Source organism: Xanthomonas sp. NCPPB 2933, from assembly GCF_056725225.1.
Map to the genome: position 1 here is coordinate 376,536 of NZ_CM161518.1, position 17,070 is coordinate 393,605.

Genomic DNA, 17,070 nt, shown 5'->3' on the forward strand with positions numbered 1-17,070 from the left:
TGACGCTACGCACGCGCATTGCGTCCTGCTTGCGCTGTGCATCGCTCTGACGCAACAGGATTGGCATGTTGGTGTTGTTGAATAAACCTTATGGCGTGCTGTCGCAATTCAGCGACCGCTCGCAGCCGCCCAAACGGACACTGGCCGAATTCGGCTTGCCTGCCGACGTGTATGCGGCCGGCCGTCTGGATCACGACAGCGAAGGCTTGCTGCTCCTGACCGACGATGGCGCATTGGCGCACCGCTTGACCGACCCGCGCCACAAACAACCCAAGACCTACTGGGTGCAGGTGGAAGGTACGCCTGCGCCTTCGCAGTTGCAGGCCTTGCGCGATGGCGTGGTGCTCAACGATGGCCCGACCCGTCCGGCCAAGGTGCGCAGCATCGATCCGTCACCGCAGGTGTGGCCGCGCGATCCGCCGGTACGCGTGCGCAAGACCGTGCCCGACGCATGGCTGGAACTGCAGATCACCGAGGGCCGTAACCGTCAGGTGCGGCGCATGACCGCGTCGGTTGGCCTACCCACCTTGCGTCTGATCCGCGTGGCGATTGGTGACTGGACGTTGGACACTCTGGCGCCTGGGCAGTGGCGCGCGGACGAAACCCATCACGCGCGGCCAAGCCGGACGCGACGCTGAGTTGTCTGCTTTCTCAGCGTTCGTTCCGTGCACAGCAGCGAGGCACAACAACGCACCGCGACCTAGGGCCGCGATGCGTGCGTTCAAGGGCAACTGACAGCAGCAATCGACACAACCACCGTGCGACACATGCGCGCTCGCAGCGCCTTGTCAGCCGCACGCAGCCTCAATAATCGAAGCTCACGCTCACCCGCAACGAACGCGGTGCCTGCCGCACATTGGCCGCCCCGTACAGCGGATTCGGTTGCCCGGGTTCCAGTTCCGAATACGGATAGCGCCACAACGCGGTCTGGGTATTGAACACGTTGAACACATCCAGATTGAAACCGAGCTTGCCGTTGCCAAAACCAGGGCGATAGGCCATGCCCAGATCCAGTTGCGTCATCGTCGGCAGGCGGCCCTGGCTGCCCGGAGGCGCAGGTTGGCCCTGGTAGTAGTGGTAGGCGATGCCGTAGCCGGCCGGGTCGGTTTGATCGGCGCCATACGAGCCGAGCGGGCTGAACGGTGCGCCGGTCACCACGGCCAGGTTGGCCGACACCAGCCACTGCGGGGTGATCTGGTAATACCCATACAGCTTGAGCTGGTGGGTGTGGTCGTTGCTCTGCGGGCCGTTGGTATGCTCCATCAGCTGCGCGTAATCCCAGGCCTGCGATGTGGCCACCGCGGTCTGGCCGATGTTGGAAAGCAGCTGGCCTTCGGTGGTGCCGTAGCTGCGCGAGAAGGTGTAGTCGGCCTTGGCGTACCAGCGGCTGTCGAAGGGATGTTCCAGCGACAGGTTGAGCGCGTAGTAGTTGCGCTTGAAGGCCGGCATGCCGAGCTCGGCGTTGCTCAGCGGCACGCTGACGTAGTTGCCGCCGGTATCGACCAGGGTGAAGGTGTTGGCCTTGCCCGGATTGATCAGCCAGCAGCTGACCGGATTGCTCTGCTTGGTGACGTCGTAGCCCAGCGCATCGGACTTGGCCAATACTGCATCGATATCGCAGTAATCATCTACGCCACTGCGCAATAAACGGTAGGTTGCCTTGGCGCCGTACACCCAGCTGTCGCCGAGCGTCTTGGAAAAGCCCAGGATGAATTCGTCCTGGAACGAGGGCTTGATGCCGGAGGTCGCCACGGTCTTGGGGTCTGGCAGGATCCCGTAATTGTTGTTGGACGAGACCGGGTCGGAGAACTGGGTCAGATCGGTGGGATAGCCGTTGGCATCGATGCCGCCATAGGTGTAATACGTCGACGTCGCCAAAGTGGCACCGGCCGCGTTGAAGGCCGGATTCAGCGGCAGTGCCAGGTAGTAACGCCCCGCATTGCCGAACACCTTGAAACGCCCGTCGCCATCGACGTCCCAGCTGAAGCCCAGACGCGGCGCCCATTGCCCGCTGGACTGCTTGATGTAGGCATCGCCATCGCGGTTGAAGTTGGTGAACTGATCCAGCCGCAAGCCAAGATTGAGCAACAGCCGGTCGCTGACTTGCCAGTTGTCTTCGATGTATTGCGCGCGTTGCGCCGAGCGCACCGAGGCCAGCGAACTGGAGACATAGCGACGCACGTAATAGCCGTCTTCGCCATTGACGATGCCGCCAGTGGCCGGCACGCCCAGGCCGGTACTGATCGGCACATTCGGATTGGACTGGCCGTAAATCCAGTAATACCCATCGCCGGAGGACACCGAGCCGCGATTGAGGGCGCGTGCATTCTGGTTGTCGATCCCGACGGTGATCGAGTGATTGCCGATGACGTAATTCAGATCCAGCCGGAGATTATCGCTGCGGTTGCCGCGATCCGGATCGACCAGCGATGAGGTGGTCTGCGCATTGGTGATCGGGTTGCCGCCATTGAGCGCGGGATTCTGCAGCGAGGCATTGGACAGAAACGTCAGCGAGCTGTCATAGGCAGGATTGCCGACGTAGTCGTCGGATTTCATCTTGCCGTACAGCGCGCTGACGGTGAGGCGGTCGGTGAGATAACCGGTGTATTTGGCGCTCCACAGATTGCCGCCGGTCTTGGTGGTGTCGTCCTGGCCACGCAGGCTGCCGCGACTCAACGCGTCGTAATCGTAGTTGTAGATGCTGCCGCGATACACGTTGCGGCTGGAGGCGCCGGTGAGTTCCAGCAGGTGGTTGTCGGTGATGTTCCAATCCAGCTTGCCGTACCAGCGCGGGCGGTCGTATCGATAGCTGGTGTCGGCATTGGTGTCTTCCACGCTTTCCAGTTCGCGGCCCTGGCGGCGCTCCAGTTCATAGGAGCCGAACAGGAACAGCTTGTCCTGGATCAACGGCCCGCCGGCATACACGCTTCGGGTGGACACCCATTGGCGGTCCTGATTGTCGGGGCGATACAGCGCGCCATTGGCTGGGTAGCGCACATCGTCCTTGTCCGCGCGCGCAGACGCCGGCTCCCACAATGCCTGACCACCGAAGTGCCAGTCGTTGGTGCCGCGCTTGCCCACTGCATTGATCACGCCGCCATCGGAGCGCCCGTACTTGGCGCTGTAGCCGCCGGTATAGACCTCCAGCTGATATCGATGCTGCCGTAGGGCAGGGTCAGGCCGCCCAAGCCACGCAGCGGATCGGTGGTGTTGAAGCCGTTGATGTAATAGGCGTTCTCCGCGGCCGAAGAACCGCCGAAGCTCACCAACTGCTCGCCGCTCGGGCCGCTATAGGTGCCGCTGCCACTGTTGCCCACCACGCCCGGTGCCAGCTGCGCGATCGCTTCGGCCGAACGGCCAAGTGGCAACCGCTGCAATTGCTCGGCAGTGATGACGGTGCGCGAATCCACGGTGGTGACATCGATCGCGGCTGCCGCACGATCGGCGGTGACGCTGACGCCATCCAGTTGTGTCACCCCACCGAACGACACATCGGTGGTGGTGCCCACCGTCAGCGTCACTGCCTCGCGTGTGTTCAACACGTTTCCGGCGGCATCTTTGGCCACGACCGAGTAAGTGCCCAACGGCAACTGGCCCAAGGCGTAGCGGCCGCGTGCATCGACGTCCACTTCGCGGGTGAGGCCGGTATCGCTACGCACCACAACGCGGCTGGCCGAGGCAGGGGCCTGGCCGGCGATGCTGCCAGTGGTGGATTGAGCCAAGGCCAACGGTGAGGCAGTGGCAAGCAGGAGCGCCAACGCGAGTGCGTTGGGCCGGAAGAGGGGAGAGCGAACGGTCATGAACAATCACTTCTGGATGTGGGGAGGTGGGAGCACCCCGCAAGCGCGCAATTGCGACGCCGATCTCGGTGTGGCTCCCCGCGGACATTAATCACCGCCGAGCCCGCTATTCAGAAATGGAGTGTGGTTATGTCGCTACGCCAAATGGCCATGGTGATTGCAGTGGTGTGTCACGCGTTGACATCAATGCACCGCGATGACTGCATCCCACAAACGACAACGCCACGGCGCAGGGCCGTGGCGTTGTCTGATTTACCTGGCGAGATGGCTTATTCGATGCCGTCGCTCGGGGTCACTGCACCGCGACGCTGGTAGGCCGCGCGACGTGCGCTGGCGTTGCCGGCGTTTTCGCGATCGAAACGATGCACGTTGCCGCCGAGCACCTGCTGATCACGCTGGCGCTTGCGATACACCGCATAGCCGATCAGGCCGAGGCCGGCGACGGCCGCTGCCACGGTGATGGCAGGGTTGCGCTTGACCGCCTTGCTGACAACCTTGCCGCCGGTACGCACGGCACCCAGCGCGGCGCCGGTCTTGAGCCATTCGCTGGCACCGGGGCTGAAATGACGCAGGCTGCTGCCCGCGTTGCGTGCCTTGTCGCCCGCGTCGGACGCGGCGTGACGCAGGTGGTCGCCGGCAGTGCCAGCCAGTTCCAGGGCACGCTCCAGGGCGCGTTCGGTGATCACAGTCAGCTTGCTCATTGGAGGCGTTTCCTTTCTGAGTACGTGGGCCGCAGTGTGTGGGCTGGTGCGTATAGACGGTGTTAGCGGTAGTGGAGCTTGTTTGGGTTGCGGTTAAGTAATGATGCGGGGTGTTGGTGCATGGGAGTCTGAGGTAGCGATAAAAACAGATCTGATGGGCATGTGCAGCACTTCCCTTCTCCCATCGGGAGAAGGTGCCCCGAAGGGGCGGATGAGGGTACGAGCGAAGCCTCGTGCAGTTGGAGCAACACGGGTGCTTCGCTCCGTACCCTCACCCCAACCCCTCTCCCGACGGGAGAGGGGCTTTAAGTGCCACGTGGTTTTGCTCTGTGCGTTGCCGCCGCGGTCCACGGATCGTCGGGCCATGGATGTCTGGGATAGCGCCCCTTCATCTCCTTCCTGACCTCCGGATACGTCGTTACCCAGAAGCTCTTCAGATCCTGCGTGACCTGCAACGGTCGCCCACCTGGTGAGAGCAGGTGCAAGGTCAACGGGATGCGGCCGTCGGCGATGCGCGGGGTTTCGGCCAGGCCGAACAGTTCCTGCAGCTTGACCGCCAGCACCGGCGGCAACGGTTGTTCGGCGTGATCGACGGCGTAACTGATCTGCCGCTCCATGCCCGAGGGCACGCTGATCCGGGTGGGCGCGTGGCGGTCGATGGCCTGGCGGCGGTCCCATGGCAAGGCGGCCTTGAGCGCTTCGCCCAGGCTGCTTTCGTCGAGTGCGTCGAGCCGGGTCTTGCCGACGAATGCAGGGCGCAGCCAGGTCTCCAGCGTGGCCATCAGGGCTGCATCGGAGAGATCGGGCAACGCGAGTTCCGGCATCCAGGCGCACAGCGACTGCACGCGTGCGCGCCATTGGCGCAGGCCGTCGGTCCAGGGCAGGGCATCCAGACCCAGTTGGCGCACCGCCTCGGTGAGTGCGCTGGCGGCTTGGGCGGGATCGACGCGGCCGGCCGGGCGGCTATCGAGCACGATGCGGTCGAAGCTGGATTGCCGGCGCGCGACCAACGCGCGCTTGTCCGCATCCCACTGAACCAGATCCTGCTGCACGAAGCGCTCGGGCACGCTGCGGCGCAGATAGCCTTCGTCCACCGGCGCGGCGCGCAGCAGCAGCGCGTCCTTGGCTTCGTAACGCAATTCGCTGGCGACCAGCCAGGGTTCGCCGCGCAGGTCGCTGTGGTCGAACAGGCGCGCGCTGCGGCCGTTGGCGAGCAGGTAGCGCAGCGGGTCGGCAGGATGGCGCGCAGCGATGCGGTCGGGGAAGGCGTGCGAGAGCAGATCGCCGAGTGCATGCGCCTCCACGCTGGCGGGCGGTGCGCTATCGCAACGCAGCCGGCGTCGCCATTGTTTGGCGGCGCTGTCGATCGCGGCCAGGGCGCCGCGGTTCGCGTCGTGCCCACTGCGGCCCTGGCGGAATGCGGCCAGCGCACGCCAGCGGGCAGCCAGCCCATCGCCGCCCTGACGCAGCGGGTCGCGCGCTTCCAGCAAGGCGGCCAGGTCGCAGGCCAGCGCTACGCGCGGGGCATCGCCGGCCTGCGCCAGCATCGCGGCTAGACGTGGATGCGTGCCCAGCGCGAGCATGCGCCGGCCCACGGTGGTGATGCTGCCGCTGTCGGTGAGTGCGCCCAGCCGTTGCAGCAATTCGTGTGCGGCGGCGAGCGCGCCGGGGGGCGGTGCATCGACAAAACGCAGCGCGGCACTGCCCCAGGCCGCCAATTCCAGCGCCAGGCCGGCCAGTTCCACCTGGGTGATCTCGGCACGCCGCTGCGGTTCCAGCCGTTGCGATTGCGGCCACAGCCGGTACGCCCAACCGCTGGCCACGCGCCCGGCGCGGCCGGCGCGTTGGTCGGCCGAGGCTTGCGCAATGGTGGTGATGTCCAGCCGCGAGAAGCCGCTGTTGGGGTCGTAATGCGGCTCGCGCGCCAGCCCGCTGTCGATGACCACGCGCACGCCTGGCAGGGTCACCGAGGACTCGGCCACGTTGGTCGCCAGCACCACCCGCCGGCGCCCTGATGGGTCGGGTTGCAGCACCTGGCTTTGCGCCTCGACCGGCAATTCGCCATGCAGCGGCAACACCTGCACCGCCGGGTCCAGCACCTCTTGCAACGCGCTGTGCACGCGCGCGATCTCGCGCTGGCCGGGCAGGAACACCAGCACATCGCCCGGATGGGTGGCCAAGGAGTGTTCCACCGCGCGCCGGGTCTGCGGCTCCAGCGCCTCGTCGCGCCGCGCAGGAAAGTGTGCGATGTCCACCGGGAAACTGCGCCCGGCGCTGCTCAGGCGCGGTGCGTCGAGAAAGCCGGCCAGGCGCTCGCCATCGAGCGTGGCCGACATCGCCACGATGCGCAGGTCTTCGCGCACCTGTGCCTGCACATCCAGCGCCAGCGCCAGACCGAGGTCGCCGGCCAGATGGCGTTCGTGGAATTCGTCGAACAGCAGTGCGCCGATGCTCTCCAGCATCGGGTCGTCCTGGATCAGCCGGGTCAGGATGCCCTCGGTGACGACCTCGATGCGGGTGCGCGGCGAGGTCTTGTTCTCGAAGCGGATGCGGTAGCCCACGGTCTCGCCGACCGGCTCGCCGAGCTGGCGCGCCATGAACATCGCCGCGCTACGGGCGGCCACGCGGCGCGGTTCGAGCATCACGATCTTGCGACCGGCCAGCCACGGCGCGTCCAGCAAGGCCAGCGGCACCTGGGTGGTCTTGCCGGCGCCGGGCGGAGCTTCCAGCACCAGCCGCGGATGGGCGGCCAGGCTGTCGCGGATTTGCGGCAATAACGGGGAGATCGGAAACGCGTGGTCGGTCATGCGCGGGAAGGATACGGGGCGGCCCGAATCGGCGCGATGGTCGGGTTGGTGGGTGAAGGCTGTCAGGGAATGCCGAGTGGCGAAGTGCATGCCTAGGCATCCCCAACTGTTTTGAAGGCCGAGCTTGCTTCAGACCCGGGCAGGGCGTCGATAACCGATCTAATCCCCTTCTTCTGGATTCACCATGTCTGCTGCTACCCCGAAGTTCGTCAGCCTGCAAAGCAAACTGCTCGGCGCCCTTGCGCTTGGCCTGGCGGTCATCTTGCTGTGTGCGCTCGGCGGCTTGGGGACGGCGTGGCTGAGCCTGTCGGGCAAGGTGCCGCCAGAAGTGGCGCAGGCCTCCAGCAGCGAGGAGATCAGCCGTGATTTCCGCTTGCAGGTACAGGAGTGGAAGAACGTGCTGATCCGCGGCCGCGATCCGGCGCAGCTGGACAAGCATCTGAGCGCCTTCCGTAAGGACGGCACCAAGGTACAGGCAGGCACCGAAGCGCTGATCAAGGCAACCCAGGACCCGCAGGCGCGCGCGCTGGCGCAGGACTTCGCCAAGGCGCATCTGGCCTTGCAGAGCAATTACGAAGCGGCGCTGGGCAAGTTCGCGCAGGCCGGCTACGACACCCAGGTGGGCGACCAGCTGGTCAAGGGCATGGACCGTGCGCCCAGCCAGACGCTGGAAGCGCTGGTAACGCGCAGCAAGACCCTGGCCGATGCCGCCGTGCTCGCCAGTTCGCAGTCGGCGCAGCACAAGCTGGTGCTGTCGGCGGTGGCCACGATTGTTGCGGCGCTGTGTCTGGTGGTGGTGTTGGGCTGGTGGATCCGCCGCTCGATCGTGCGCCCGATCGAAACCGTTGCACGTGCGGCACGCTCGGTGGCCGCCGGCGATCTGTCGGCACGCGCGGTGGTCAGCAATCGCGATGAAATCGGCTTGCTCGGTCAGGCGATGGGCCAGGTGGTCACCACATTGACCGATGTCTCCACCGCACAAGCCGACATGGCGCAGCGTCACGAAGCCGGACAGATGAGTTACCGCATGGACGCGCAAGCCTTCCCGGGTGCATACGGCCGCATGGTCGACGACACCAATGGCTTGATCGGCGCGCAGGTGGAATTGATCGGCGGCATGCTGCAAGTGATGCAGCGTTACGCGGTGGGCGACATGTCGGTGGATATGCCGCGCTTGCCGGGCGAAAAGGCGCAGATCACCGAAGCGATGGACGCCACCAAGCGCAATCTGGCTGCGATCAATGGCGAAATCCGTGGCCTGGTCGAAGCGGCTGCGGCGGGCGACTTCGCCACGCGCGGCAATGCCGAGGCCTACCAGTTCGAATTCCGCGGCATGGTCACCGGCCTCAATGGCTTGATGCAGAACGTGGACCAGAATCTGGCCGAGTTGTCGCAGCTGCTCAAGGCGATTGCCGAGGGCGACCTGACCGCACGCATGCACGGCAACCAGCAAGGCGTGTTCGCACGCATGCGCGACGACGCCAATGCCACCGTGCAGCGCCTGACCGATATCGTCGGCGACATCACCGTGGCAGCGCAGACCATTCGCACCGCGTCGGCAGAGATCGCCGCCGGCAACAACGATTTGGCGCAGCGCACCGAACAGCAGGCCGCCAATCTGGAAGAAACCGCCGCCTCGATGGAAGAACTCACCTCCACCGTGCGGCAGAATTCGGACACCGCGCAGCAGGCCAGCCGCGGTGCGCAGGCCGCCGCCGAGATCGCCGGCCGCGGTGGCGAGATGGTGGCCAGCGTGGTCGACACCATGGGCGAGATCGAAGTCTCGTCCAAAAAAATCGCCGAGATCATCAGTGTGATCGACGGCATCGCGTTCCAGACCAATATCCTGGCGTTGAACGCAGCGGTGGAAGCCGCACGTGCGGGCGAACAGGGCCGTGGTTTCGCCGTGGTCGCTTCGGAAGTGCGCGCGCTGGCGCAGCGTTCGGCCGGTGCGGCCAAGGAGGTCAAGCAGTTGATCGAGGCCTCGGTGGCCAGCGTGGAGCGCGGCAGCGCACGCGTGGATCAGGCCGGGCAGACGATGCAGCAGATCGTGCAATCGGTGCAGCAGGTGACCACGTTGATCGCGGAAATTTCTTCGGCGTCGCGCGAGCAGTCATCCGGCATCGAGCAGGTCGCCCGCACGGTCAACGACATGGACGAAACCACTCAGCGCAATGCCGCACTGGTGGAAGAAGCCTCAGCGGCAGCACGTGCAATGGAGGAGCAGGCGGTGGAACTGAGCGAGGCGGTGTCGGTGTTCCGCCTGGATGCACGCCGGCCGCGGCTTGCGGCTGCGGCGTAAGGCTCCAGATCGCCGTGTCACTGCTTGCCGAAGCACTGACGCACCACTCTTGCACTCACGTTGAGTGCAAGAGTGGTGCAGCACAACGTTTGGGACAGCGCGGCGCGCAGTCGATATCCGTCTAGATGCAATCAAGAGCTGAGTTCGTCGAGGGCGCGATGCCCTCACCGCTCGCGGGACACCCCGCAAGTACGTCCGTGTAGGCTCGGTGGCGGCATCCATGCCGCCACACGGTCCCGCAATCGGCGAGGGCACCGCACCAGAATGTTGGTCGGTCGCTGGGTAAAAAGCTGAGCGTCTCGCAAGTTGCGTGGGCTTGCTGGTGCGGGTCGCAGAACGACACGATAGCTAGCCAATCAGAAGCACGTCATGCAGTGCTTGCAACCCTGCACACCGACACTCTCGACTGGCCCTTGCCCGCCCACCGTCGCGGGACCTTACGCGGCATGGATGCCGCGTAAGAGCCTACACGGACGTACTTGCGGCGTGTCTCGCGATGGTGGGCGGGCAAGGGCCCTGCAGCCAAGCAGCAGATCATCCGCTCTGCAACTGATCTATCCGCTCTGTCCAACCAGGTGCGATGACAGCGGGATAAGAGCCAGGAAACAAGGTCGGCTGTTCCGCACTCAGACGTTTTTGAAGGATTTCCGGCGCTGCGCCTGTACGACATCATGGATGGCCTGCCGGGCGTCGCCCAGCGGGCCACGCCCAAGTTGCACTTGCCACGCGTTGCTCGTGACACACAACAGGCCAGTCACCCAGGCATCAACCCGCTTCGCGCATCCGGGCGGTCAGGCCTTTGAGGAAGGCGCGCAGCAACTGGTCCAGGCAGGGGCGGAAATTCTTGTGGCCGGGCTGGCGGAACAGCGCAGACAACTCCGGCTTGGACAGCGGGAAGCCGGCGCTGGCGAAGATCGCGTGCATGTCCACGTCCTTCAGCTCGAACGCCACCCGCAGCTTCTTCAGCACCAAGTTGTTGCCGACCTTGGTCTCCAGCGGGCGCACCGGCTGGCTCTCGTCGCGGCCGCGGAAGCGCAGCACCAGGCCATCGAGAAAGCGCGCCATCATCGCGTCGGGGCAGGGCTCGAAGCCGGGCTCGTCTTCCTTCTTCAGCCAGGCCTGCAACTGCGCCTTGTCGAGCGCGAACTCCGGGTCGGCCAGGTGGGTGATTTCCACCACCTTGTCGTCGCTGAGGTCGAGCATGTAACGGATGCTGCGCAGTACATCGTTGTGGATCATGACAATTCCGGGGCCCCGGCCTGTCGCCGGAAAGGCGCCATTCTACGGGGCCGATGCGCAACGCGGCGTGTGCCGAGCCGATCCCTTGCGGACCTGAAGTCGCTCAGCTGCCGCGATAAGTGGAATACCCGTACGGCGAAAGCAGCAGCGGTACGTGATAGTGGCCCTCGCCGGCGATGCCGAAGGCGATCGGCACCTGCTCCAGAAACGGCGGGTCGGTCAACGCTACGCCGGCTGCGCGCCAATACCCGGCCACCTCGAATTCCAGCCGATACCGGCCGGATTGCAGCGTAAGCACCCCCAGCTCGGGACAGCGTCCATCGGCGTTGGTGACCCCCTCGAAGCGCAGCGTATCGCCGGCGAACAGGCGCAACGCGATACCTGCGGCGGGGCGGCCGCTGGCGGTATCCAGCACATGCGTAGAGAGCGTGCTCATGCCACCGCCTGGGTCGGTTGCGGCCATTGGCCGACGAATTCGGGCTGGTCGTAGGCCAGGTAGCTGTCGACGATGGCCTGGCGATCGTCCAGAAACAGCTGATCGGCCACCGCGCGCGCCAGCCGTGGCAACGCGATCTTTAGCCCGGACAATGCCGCCGCCGAAGGGCCATGATTGATCAGCGCCGAATAGTTGAAGGCGAACAGCCCGTGCAGCAGCGCGGCATCCTCGGGCGTACGCGGCAGCAGTTCGAAGCCCGGCCCCAGGTAGGGGTGCGCATCAAGCACCGCATTGGCCTGGCCCGGTGGCGGCTGGTAGCGGTCGGCCCAGCAGGCGATACGGCCGGACAGCGCGGCCAGTTCCGGGCGCAGCTGCGGGTCGGTGACCAGGCCGGTAGCAACGGCGAGAAAATCGAAGCGATGTTCGCCCTGTGGCGTGCGCACCACCACTTCGCCATCGCGCTCGGCCACCTCCAGCCACGGCGCGCCCAGATGCAATGCAAAGCCGGCATGCGCGCAGGCGCGTTGGAAGGTGTCGTTGGTCGGCGGCTGGTTGTGCGCGAAGAAGCTGGCCATCATCCGGTACTTGTCCGCATCGGGCAGCGTCAGAAAGCGTGGAATGATGCCGGCCTGCTCCATGTGGCGGAACGGATTGATACGCGGCAATTCGCTGCGGCGCACGAACACTTCGGCAGTGGCGACGCCTTGATCCAGCGCGAAACAGGCGTTGTCGAATGCAGAGGCGCCGCCGCCCAGAATGCCAACGCGCTTGCCGGCCAGTGCAGCGAAATCGATATGGCCGGAGGTATGCGCGTAGCGCTGTGCGGGCAGCGCGCTGCTGATCCACTCCGGCACCATCCATTGCCCGCCGCCCTGGATACCGGTGGCCAGGATCAGCTTGCGTGTCAGCAGCGGCGCGCCCATCGCCAGATGCAGGCGGTGGATGCCCGGCGCCACGTCCGGTTCCACCCGCGCCAGTTGCGTGGCGTTACGCACCGGCAGGCGCAGCACTGCGCGGTACCAGCGCAGATAGTCCATCCAGCTGCCGCGCGGAATCTTGTCCAGCGCGTCCCAGCCGGCAGTGCCGTGCTGGGCCTCCCACCAGGCGCGGAAGGTCAGCGATGGTACGCCCAGGTCGATCGAGGTGATCTGCTTGGGCGTGCGCAAGGTCTGCATGCGCGCGTAGGTCACCCACGGGCCTTCCTGGCCGGCGGGGTTCTCGTCGATGACCAGCACGTTGTGCACGCGCTCGCGTTGCAGCGCGAACGCCGCGCCCAGGCCGCTCTGGCCGGCGCCGACAATCACCACGTCATAGACATGTCCGGCCGGATGCACGCGCGGCTGCGTCCATGCGTCGCCGCCGTGGGCCAGGCGTTGCAGATCGTGGTGGAGCTCGCGTTCGAGTTGGGCCAGGCTCATGGCAGTGCCTCCAGGCGCAGGTGAACGATCTTGCCGATCTCGGCGAGAGCGGTGGAAATTTCTTCGCTGCGCGATGCGTCCAGTCGGCGTTCCAGCGCGGCCAGAATGCCGGCCTTGTCGTGCAGCCGCACGCAGATCACGAATGGAAATCCGAAACGATGGCGATACGCCTGATTGAGCGCGTGGAAGCGCTTGAACTCGGCTTCGCTGAGCCGGTCCAGCCCGGCGGAGGCCTGTTCGGCGGCCGAGGCGGCGGTGAGCGTGCGATCGATCGCGGCCTTGCCAGCCAGCTCCGGATGCGCGCGGATCAACGCGACTTGATCTACCTGCGATGCCTCCAGCACCACCTGCATCAGCCCGCGATGTACATCGTCGAACGGACGCCGTTGTGCAGCGCGTTCCACCACCCACGGCGAGTGCTCGAACAACTCGCGGTAGCGCGCCACGAAGGCGGCATTGTCCAGCGCGTTGGCATCGACCACGCTCATGCGTGCGTGCCTTGCAGCGAGACATGCGCGGCCACCACTTTCCAGCCATCGGCAAAGCGCACCCAGCTCTGGCTCTGGCGGCCGCGCGCGCTGCTGCCGTCGCGAACGAATTCCGCATGCGTGGTGGCGAAATCACGGCCGAAGCCGTGCACTTGCACATGCGCGAGCCGGCGCTGCGGCGAACCGCCGCGGCCGATGCGAAACGCGCGGATCGCCTCGATGCCGTACAGCACTTCGCCTACGCCATAGCGCACCGTGCTTGGCGCGGCGTGAAACAGCGCGTCCATTGCGGCGATGTCGTCGCCCATCAAGGCATCCTCGTAGGCATGGAAGGCGGCAGTCACTTGTGCGATCACTTCAGGCAGATCGATGTCGGAGGCGTGGATGCTCATGCCGGGTTTACCTGCAGCCAGTGGCGTGCGATGTCGATGCGGCGCGCTACCCACGCATCGCCGCTGGCCAGCACATGATCGACAAAACGTGCCAGTGCGGCCGCGCGTGCCGGCTTGCCGACGATGCGCCCGTGCAGGCCGATCGACAGCATGCGCCCGCCTTCGCTGCGCAGTTGCTCGAAGCTGTCGCGCAGATAGCGGAAGAACGGCTCGCCATCGGCAAAGCCGTTGTAGGCGACGAATTTCATGTCGTTGGCATCCAGCGTGTACGGCACGATCAACTGTGCGTGGCCGTGGCGCGTGTCGTAATACGGCACATCGTCGGCATAGCTGTCGGCGTCGTAGACAAAGCCGCCTTCTTCGGCTACCAGTCGCGCAGTGTTGGGGCTGGTGCGGCCCTGATACCAGCCCAGCGGGCGGCTGCCGGTGACGCGGGTATGCACGGCGATGGCCTCGGCGATATGCGCCCGTTCGGTGGCCTCATCCATGTGCTGATAATCGATCCAGCGCAGGCCGTGGCTGGCGATTTCCCAGTCTGCCGCACGCATCGCGGCGACTGCCTCGGGATTGGAGGCCAATGCCTGCGCCACGCCGAACACGGTCACCGGCACGTTGCGCGCGGTGAACAGCCGATGCAGCCGCCAGAAGCCGGCGCGGCTGCCGTACTCGTACAGGCTTTCCATCGCCATGGCGCGCGCGCCGGGTTGCGATTGCGTGCCGACCATTTCCGACAGAAACGCTTCCGAGCCGGCATCGCCGTTGAGCACGCAGTTCTCTGCGCCCTCTTCGTAGTTGATGACGAACTGCACCGCGATGCGTGCGCCACCGGGCCACTGCGCCGCAGGCGGGGTGGCGCCATAGCCGACCAGGTCGCGCGTTGTGCTCATGCATGCGGCTCCGCATGCCAGGCCGCCAGTGCGGCTTCCACCGCCAGCCCTGGCGTGCACGCGTAACCTTCGGCGCGCAACACTGCTTCCAGCGCGGCCAAAGTAATCAAAACCTTGTGCTTCATCGCGTTGTAGCCCATCGCGCCGATGCGCCAGATCCTGCCTTGCAACGGACCAAACGCGGTGCCGATCTCGATCTCGAAATCCTCGCGCATGCGCCGCCGCACCGCATCGCTGTCGATGCCTGGCGGAATCACCACGCCGGTGACATTGGTCATGCGGTGCGCATCGTCGCCGAACACCTCCAGCCCCAATGCACGGATGCCGGCACTCACCGCGCGCCCGGCCGCAGCATGGCGGGCGAAGCGGGCATCCAACCCTTCCTGCAGGGCCACGCGCGCACATTCGCGGGCGCCGTAGAGCATGGTGGTGGCTTCGGTGTGGTGGTTGAGGCGTTTGTCGGACCAGTAATCCATGATCATCGCCAGGTCGAAATAATTCGAGGCGATACGCGGGCCGCTGCCATTAACGATGTCCTCGCGCACGATGCCGCGTTCGACATGGCGACGCGCGAAGATCGCTTCGGCCGCCGCGTTGGAGACCGTGATCGGTGCCGAGCCGGACGGCCCGCCCAGACATTTCTGTAGGCCGCCGGTCACCACGTCCACATCCCAGCGATCGCTGGCGATCTCCATCCCGCCGATGGTGGCGGTGGCATCCACGTAACTCAGCGCGCCGGCCGCGCGACACAGCGCGCCGAGGCCATCGAGCGGCTGCGCCATCGTGGTGGAAGTGTCGCCGTGCACGGTGGCGACTAACTTGGGTGCCACGCGCTCGATCGCTTCGGCAATCGCGCTTAGCGGCACCACCTCGCCCCAGGGCGCATCCACGGTGTGCACCTCGGCACCGAGCCGGCCCAGGATTTCGGTGAGCAGCAAGCCGAAGCGCCCGAAGTTGATGACCAGCACGCGATCGCCCGGGGTGACCAGCGAGACCAAGGCAGCTTCGATACCGGCGCGCGCAGTGCCGTCGACCAAAAAGGTCCAGCGGTTCTCGGTGCCGAACAACGGCCGGTACAGCGCCATCACCTCGTTCATGTAGGTGGTCATTTCCGGGTCGAACTGGCCGAGCAGATCGGCCGCCATCGCGCGCAGCACGCGCGGATGCGCATTGACCGGGCCCGGACCCATCAGCAGCCGCTGCGGGGGATCGAGTTCGCCGAAGGTATGCAGGTGACGCAGATCAGGTGACAAGGGGATCTCCCAGGTGTTCGATGAAGTGGCGCATGACCGCCAAGGCAACCTCGGCATCGGCCGGGGCGACGTGTTCGTCCGGATGATGGCTGATGCCGCCGGCGCAGCGCACGAACAGCATCGCGGTGGGGCATAGCGCAGCCATCACCATCGCATCGTGGCCGGCACCGGAGACCAGTTGTCGCGGCGCGATGCCTTGTGCGGCGATTGCGTGTTGCAGGCGCGCGATCAACGCCGGTGCACAGGGGCTGGCGGCGAGTGTCTGCAACGGGTCGATGGCGATGGCGATGCCGCGTTCCTTGCTGATCTGTGCGAGTGCGTGTTCGATCTGTAGCACGGCCGCATCGCGGCTGGCATCGTCGCCTGCGCGCACGTCCAGCGTGCAGTCCACCCGGCCCGGCACCACGTTGGTGGCGCCGGGCGCGACCCGCAGTTTGCCGACGGTGGCGACCAGATCGTCGCTGCCGGCGCGGGCGATGCGCTCGATCGCCAGGAGTGCTTCGGCCGCTGCGCTCAACGCGTCGCGGCGCAAGCCCATCGTGTTGGTGCCGGCATGGCCGGCGCGGCCGTCGAAGCGCAGGGCGAAGCGTCGTTGCGCGGCAATGGCGGTGACGATGCCGACCGGCAGACCTTCTGCTTCCAGCACCGGGCCTTGTTCAATATGGGTTTCCAGATAGGCCAGCACGCTGCCCGGGGCGCGTGCGGCGTGGCCGATCGCTGCGATATCCAGGCCCCAGTTGGTGAGTGCCGCCGCCACCTCGACGCCGTCGGCATCGACCACGGCCAGTGTGGTGGGATCGAGTGTGCCGGCTACGGCGCGGCTGCAGAACATCGATGCCGGGAAACGCGAACCTTCTTCGTCGCCGAAGGCGATGACTTGGATCGCAAACGGTAGGCGCCGACCCTGTGCATGCAGCGCGGCCACGCATTCGATGCCGAGCATGATGCCGAGCGGGCCGTCGTAGCGGCCGGCATCGCGCACGCTGTCCAGATGGCTGCCGATCAGCAGCACCGGTGCATCTGCATGTGCGCCGTCGTAGCGGCCGATCAGATTGGCCGCTGCGTCCAGTCGCACCTGCATGCCGGCCTGGCGCATCCACTCGCTCACCTGCGCGGTGGCCGCGCGATGCGCCGGGCTGAGCCAGGCGCGGAACAGGCCGCCGGGTGTGTCGCTGTACGGTGCCACGCCCAGTGCATCGCAGCGCGCCACCGCGCGTGCGCCGGAGCAATGGTCGGTAGTTGCGGTGATTGAAGCGCTCAGCATGTTGCGCCGTGCAGGTACTTTGTTTCACAGGCGCTGCGCGGACCGCAAGGCGAAAGATGCTGACGCATGGAACCTCCGCAGGC

The 17,070-nt window shown here is 65.9% G+C and carries 12 protein-coding genes and 1 pseudogene; 2 read left to right on the forward strand and 11 right to left on the reverse strand.

Annotation, left to right across the window (positions count from 1 at the left end; all coding sequences use genetic code 11):
- Positions 1 to 65: 65 nt before the first annotated feature.
- Positions 66 to 638 carry a pseudouridine synthase gene (locus tag AC1PLU_RS01590; protein WP_006450062.1) on the forward strand — a complete coding sequence of 191 codons (573 nt, stop codon included), beginning with the start codon at positions 66 to 68 and terminating at the stop codon, positions 636 to 638.
- A gap of 166 nt (positions 639 to 804) precedes the next feature.
- Here the strand turns inward: AC1PLU_RS01590 and AC1PLU_RS01595 are convergent.
- From AC1PLU_RS01595 to hrpB, 3 genes and pseudogenes are all read right to left on the reverse strand, one after another.
- Positions 805 to 3,800 (reverse strand): annotated as a pseudogene (locus AC1PLU_RS01595) (TonB-dependent receptor).
- A gap of 269 nt (positions 3,801 to 4,069) precedes the next feature.
- The gene (locus AC1PLU_RS01600) at positions 4,070 to 4,501 is read right to left on the reverse strand and encodes a hypothetical protein (RefSeq protein ID WP_168958566.1); all 432 of its coding nucleotides are present in this window, start codon (positions 4,499 to 4,501) and stop codon (positions 4,070 to 4,072) included.
- Positions 4,502 to 4,806: 305 nt separating this feature from the next.
- Positions 4,807 to 7,308 carry an ATP-dependent helicase HrpB gene (hrpB, locus tag AC1PLU_RS01605; RefSeq protein WP_481107499.1) on the reverse strand — a complete coding sequence of 834 codons (2,502 nt, stop codon included), beginning with the start codon at positions 7,306 to 7,308 and terminating at the stop codon, positions 4,807 to 4,809.
- 184 nt (positions 7,309 to 7,492) lie between these two features.
- Here hrpB and AC1PLU_RS01610 point away from each other — a divergent pair, with 184 nt between their 5' ends.
- The gene (locus AC1PLU_RS01610) at positions 7,493 to 9,610 is read left to right on the forward strand and encodes a methyl-accepting chemotaxis protein (RefSeq protein ID WP_481107500.1); all 2,118 of its coding nucleotides are present in this window, start codon (positions 7,493 to 7,495) and stop codon (positions 9,608 to 9,610) included.
- A gap of 765 nt (positions 9,611 to 10,375) precedes the next feature.
- Here the strand turns inward: AC1PLU_RS01610 and AC1PLU_RS01615 are convergent.
- The 8 genes from AC1PLU_RS01615 to AC1PLU_RS01650 form a co-directional block, all read right to left on the reverse strand.
- A complete protein-coding gene (locus AC1PLU_RS01615; protein WP_023902212.1) occupies positions 10,376 to 10,849 on the reverse strand; it encodes a YehS family protein in 474 nt (157 codons plus the stop codon).
- A 103-nt stretch (positions 10,850 to 10,952) separates the two neighbouring features.
- Complete coding sequence (gene uraH / locus AC1PLU_RS01620; RefSeq protein WP_481093814.1) at positions 10,953 to 11,312, reverse strand: hydroxyisourate hydrolase; 360 nt, start codon at positions 11,310 to 11,312, stop codon at positions 10,953 to 10,955.
- Positions 11,282 to 12,703: an FAD-dependent urate hydroxylase HpyO gene (gene hpyO / locus AC1PLU_RS01625; protein ID WP_481093813.1), complete on the reverse strand. Its 1,422-nt coding sequence runs from the start codon at positions 12,701 to 12,703 to the stop codon at positions 11,282 to 11,284. The genes uraH and hpyO overlap by 31 nt, the downstream gene beginning before the upstream one ends.
- Positions 12,700 to 13,191 carry a 2-oxo-4-hydroxy-4-carboxy-5-ureidoimidazoline decarboxylase gene (gene uraD, locus AC1PLU_RS01630; protein WP_168958561.1) on the reverse strand — a complete coding sequence of 164 codons (492 nt, stop codon included), beginning with the start codon at positions 13,189 to 13,191 and terminating at the stop codon, positions 12,700 to 12,702. The genes hpyO and uraD overlap by 4 nt, the downstream gene beginning before the upstream one ends.
- Positions 13,188 to 13,583, reverse strand: coding sequence for an oxalurate catabolism protein HpxZ (gene hpxZ / locus AC1PLU_RS01635; RefSeq protein ID WP_481107501.1), 396 nt, complete (start codon positions 13,581 to 13,583; stop codon positions 13,188 to 13,190). Before hpxZ ends, uraD begins: the two co-directional genes overlap by 4 nt.
- Complete coding sequence (puuE, locus tag AC1PLU_RS01640) at positions 13,580 to 14,470, reverse strand: allantoinase PuuE (RefSeq protein ID WP_481093811.1); 891 nt, start codon at positions 14,468 to 14,470, stop codon at positions 13,580 to 13,582. Before puuE ends, hpxZ begins: the two co-directional genes overlap by 4 nt.
- A complete protein-coding gene (locus tag AC1PLU_RS01645; RefSeq protein ID WP_481093810.1) occupies positions 14,467 to 15,723 on the reverse strand; it encodes a pyridoxal-phosphate-dependent aminotransferase family protein in 1,257 nt (418 codons plus the stop codon). The genes puuE and AC1PLU_RS01645 overlap by 4 nt, the downstream gene beginning before the upstream one ends.
- The gene (locus tag AC1PLU_RS01650) at positions 15,713 to 16,987 is read right to left on the reverse strand and encodes an allantoate amidohydrolase (RefSeq protein WP_481093809.1); all 1,275 of its coding nucleotides are present in this window, start codon (positions 16,985 to 16,987) and stop codon (positions 15,713 to 15,715) included. Before AC1PLU_RS01650 ends, AC1PLU_RS01645 begins: the two co-directional genes overlap by 11 nt.
- Positions 16,988 to 17,070 lie beyond the last annotated feature (83 nt).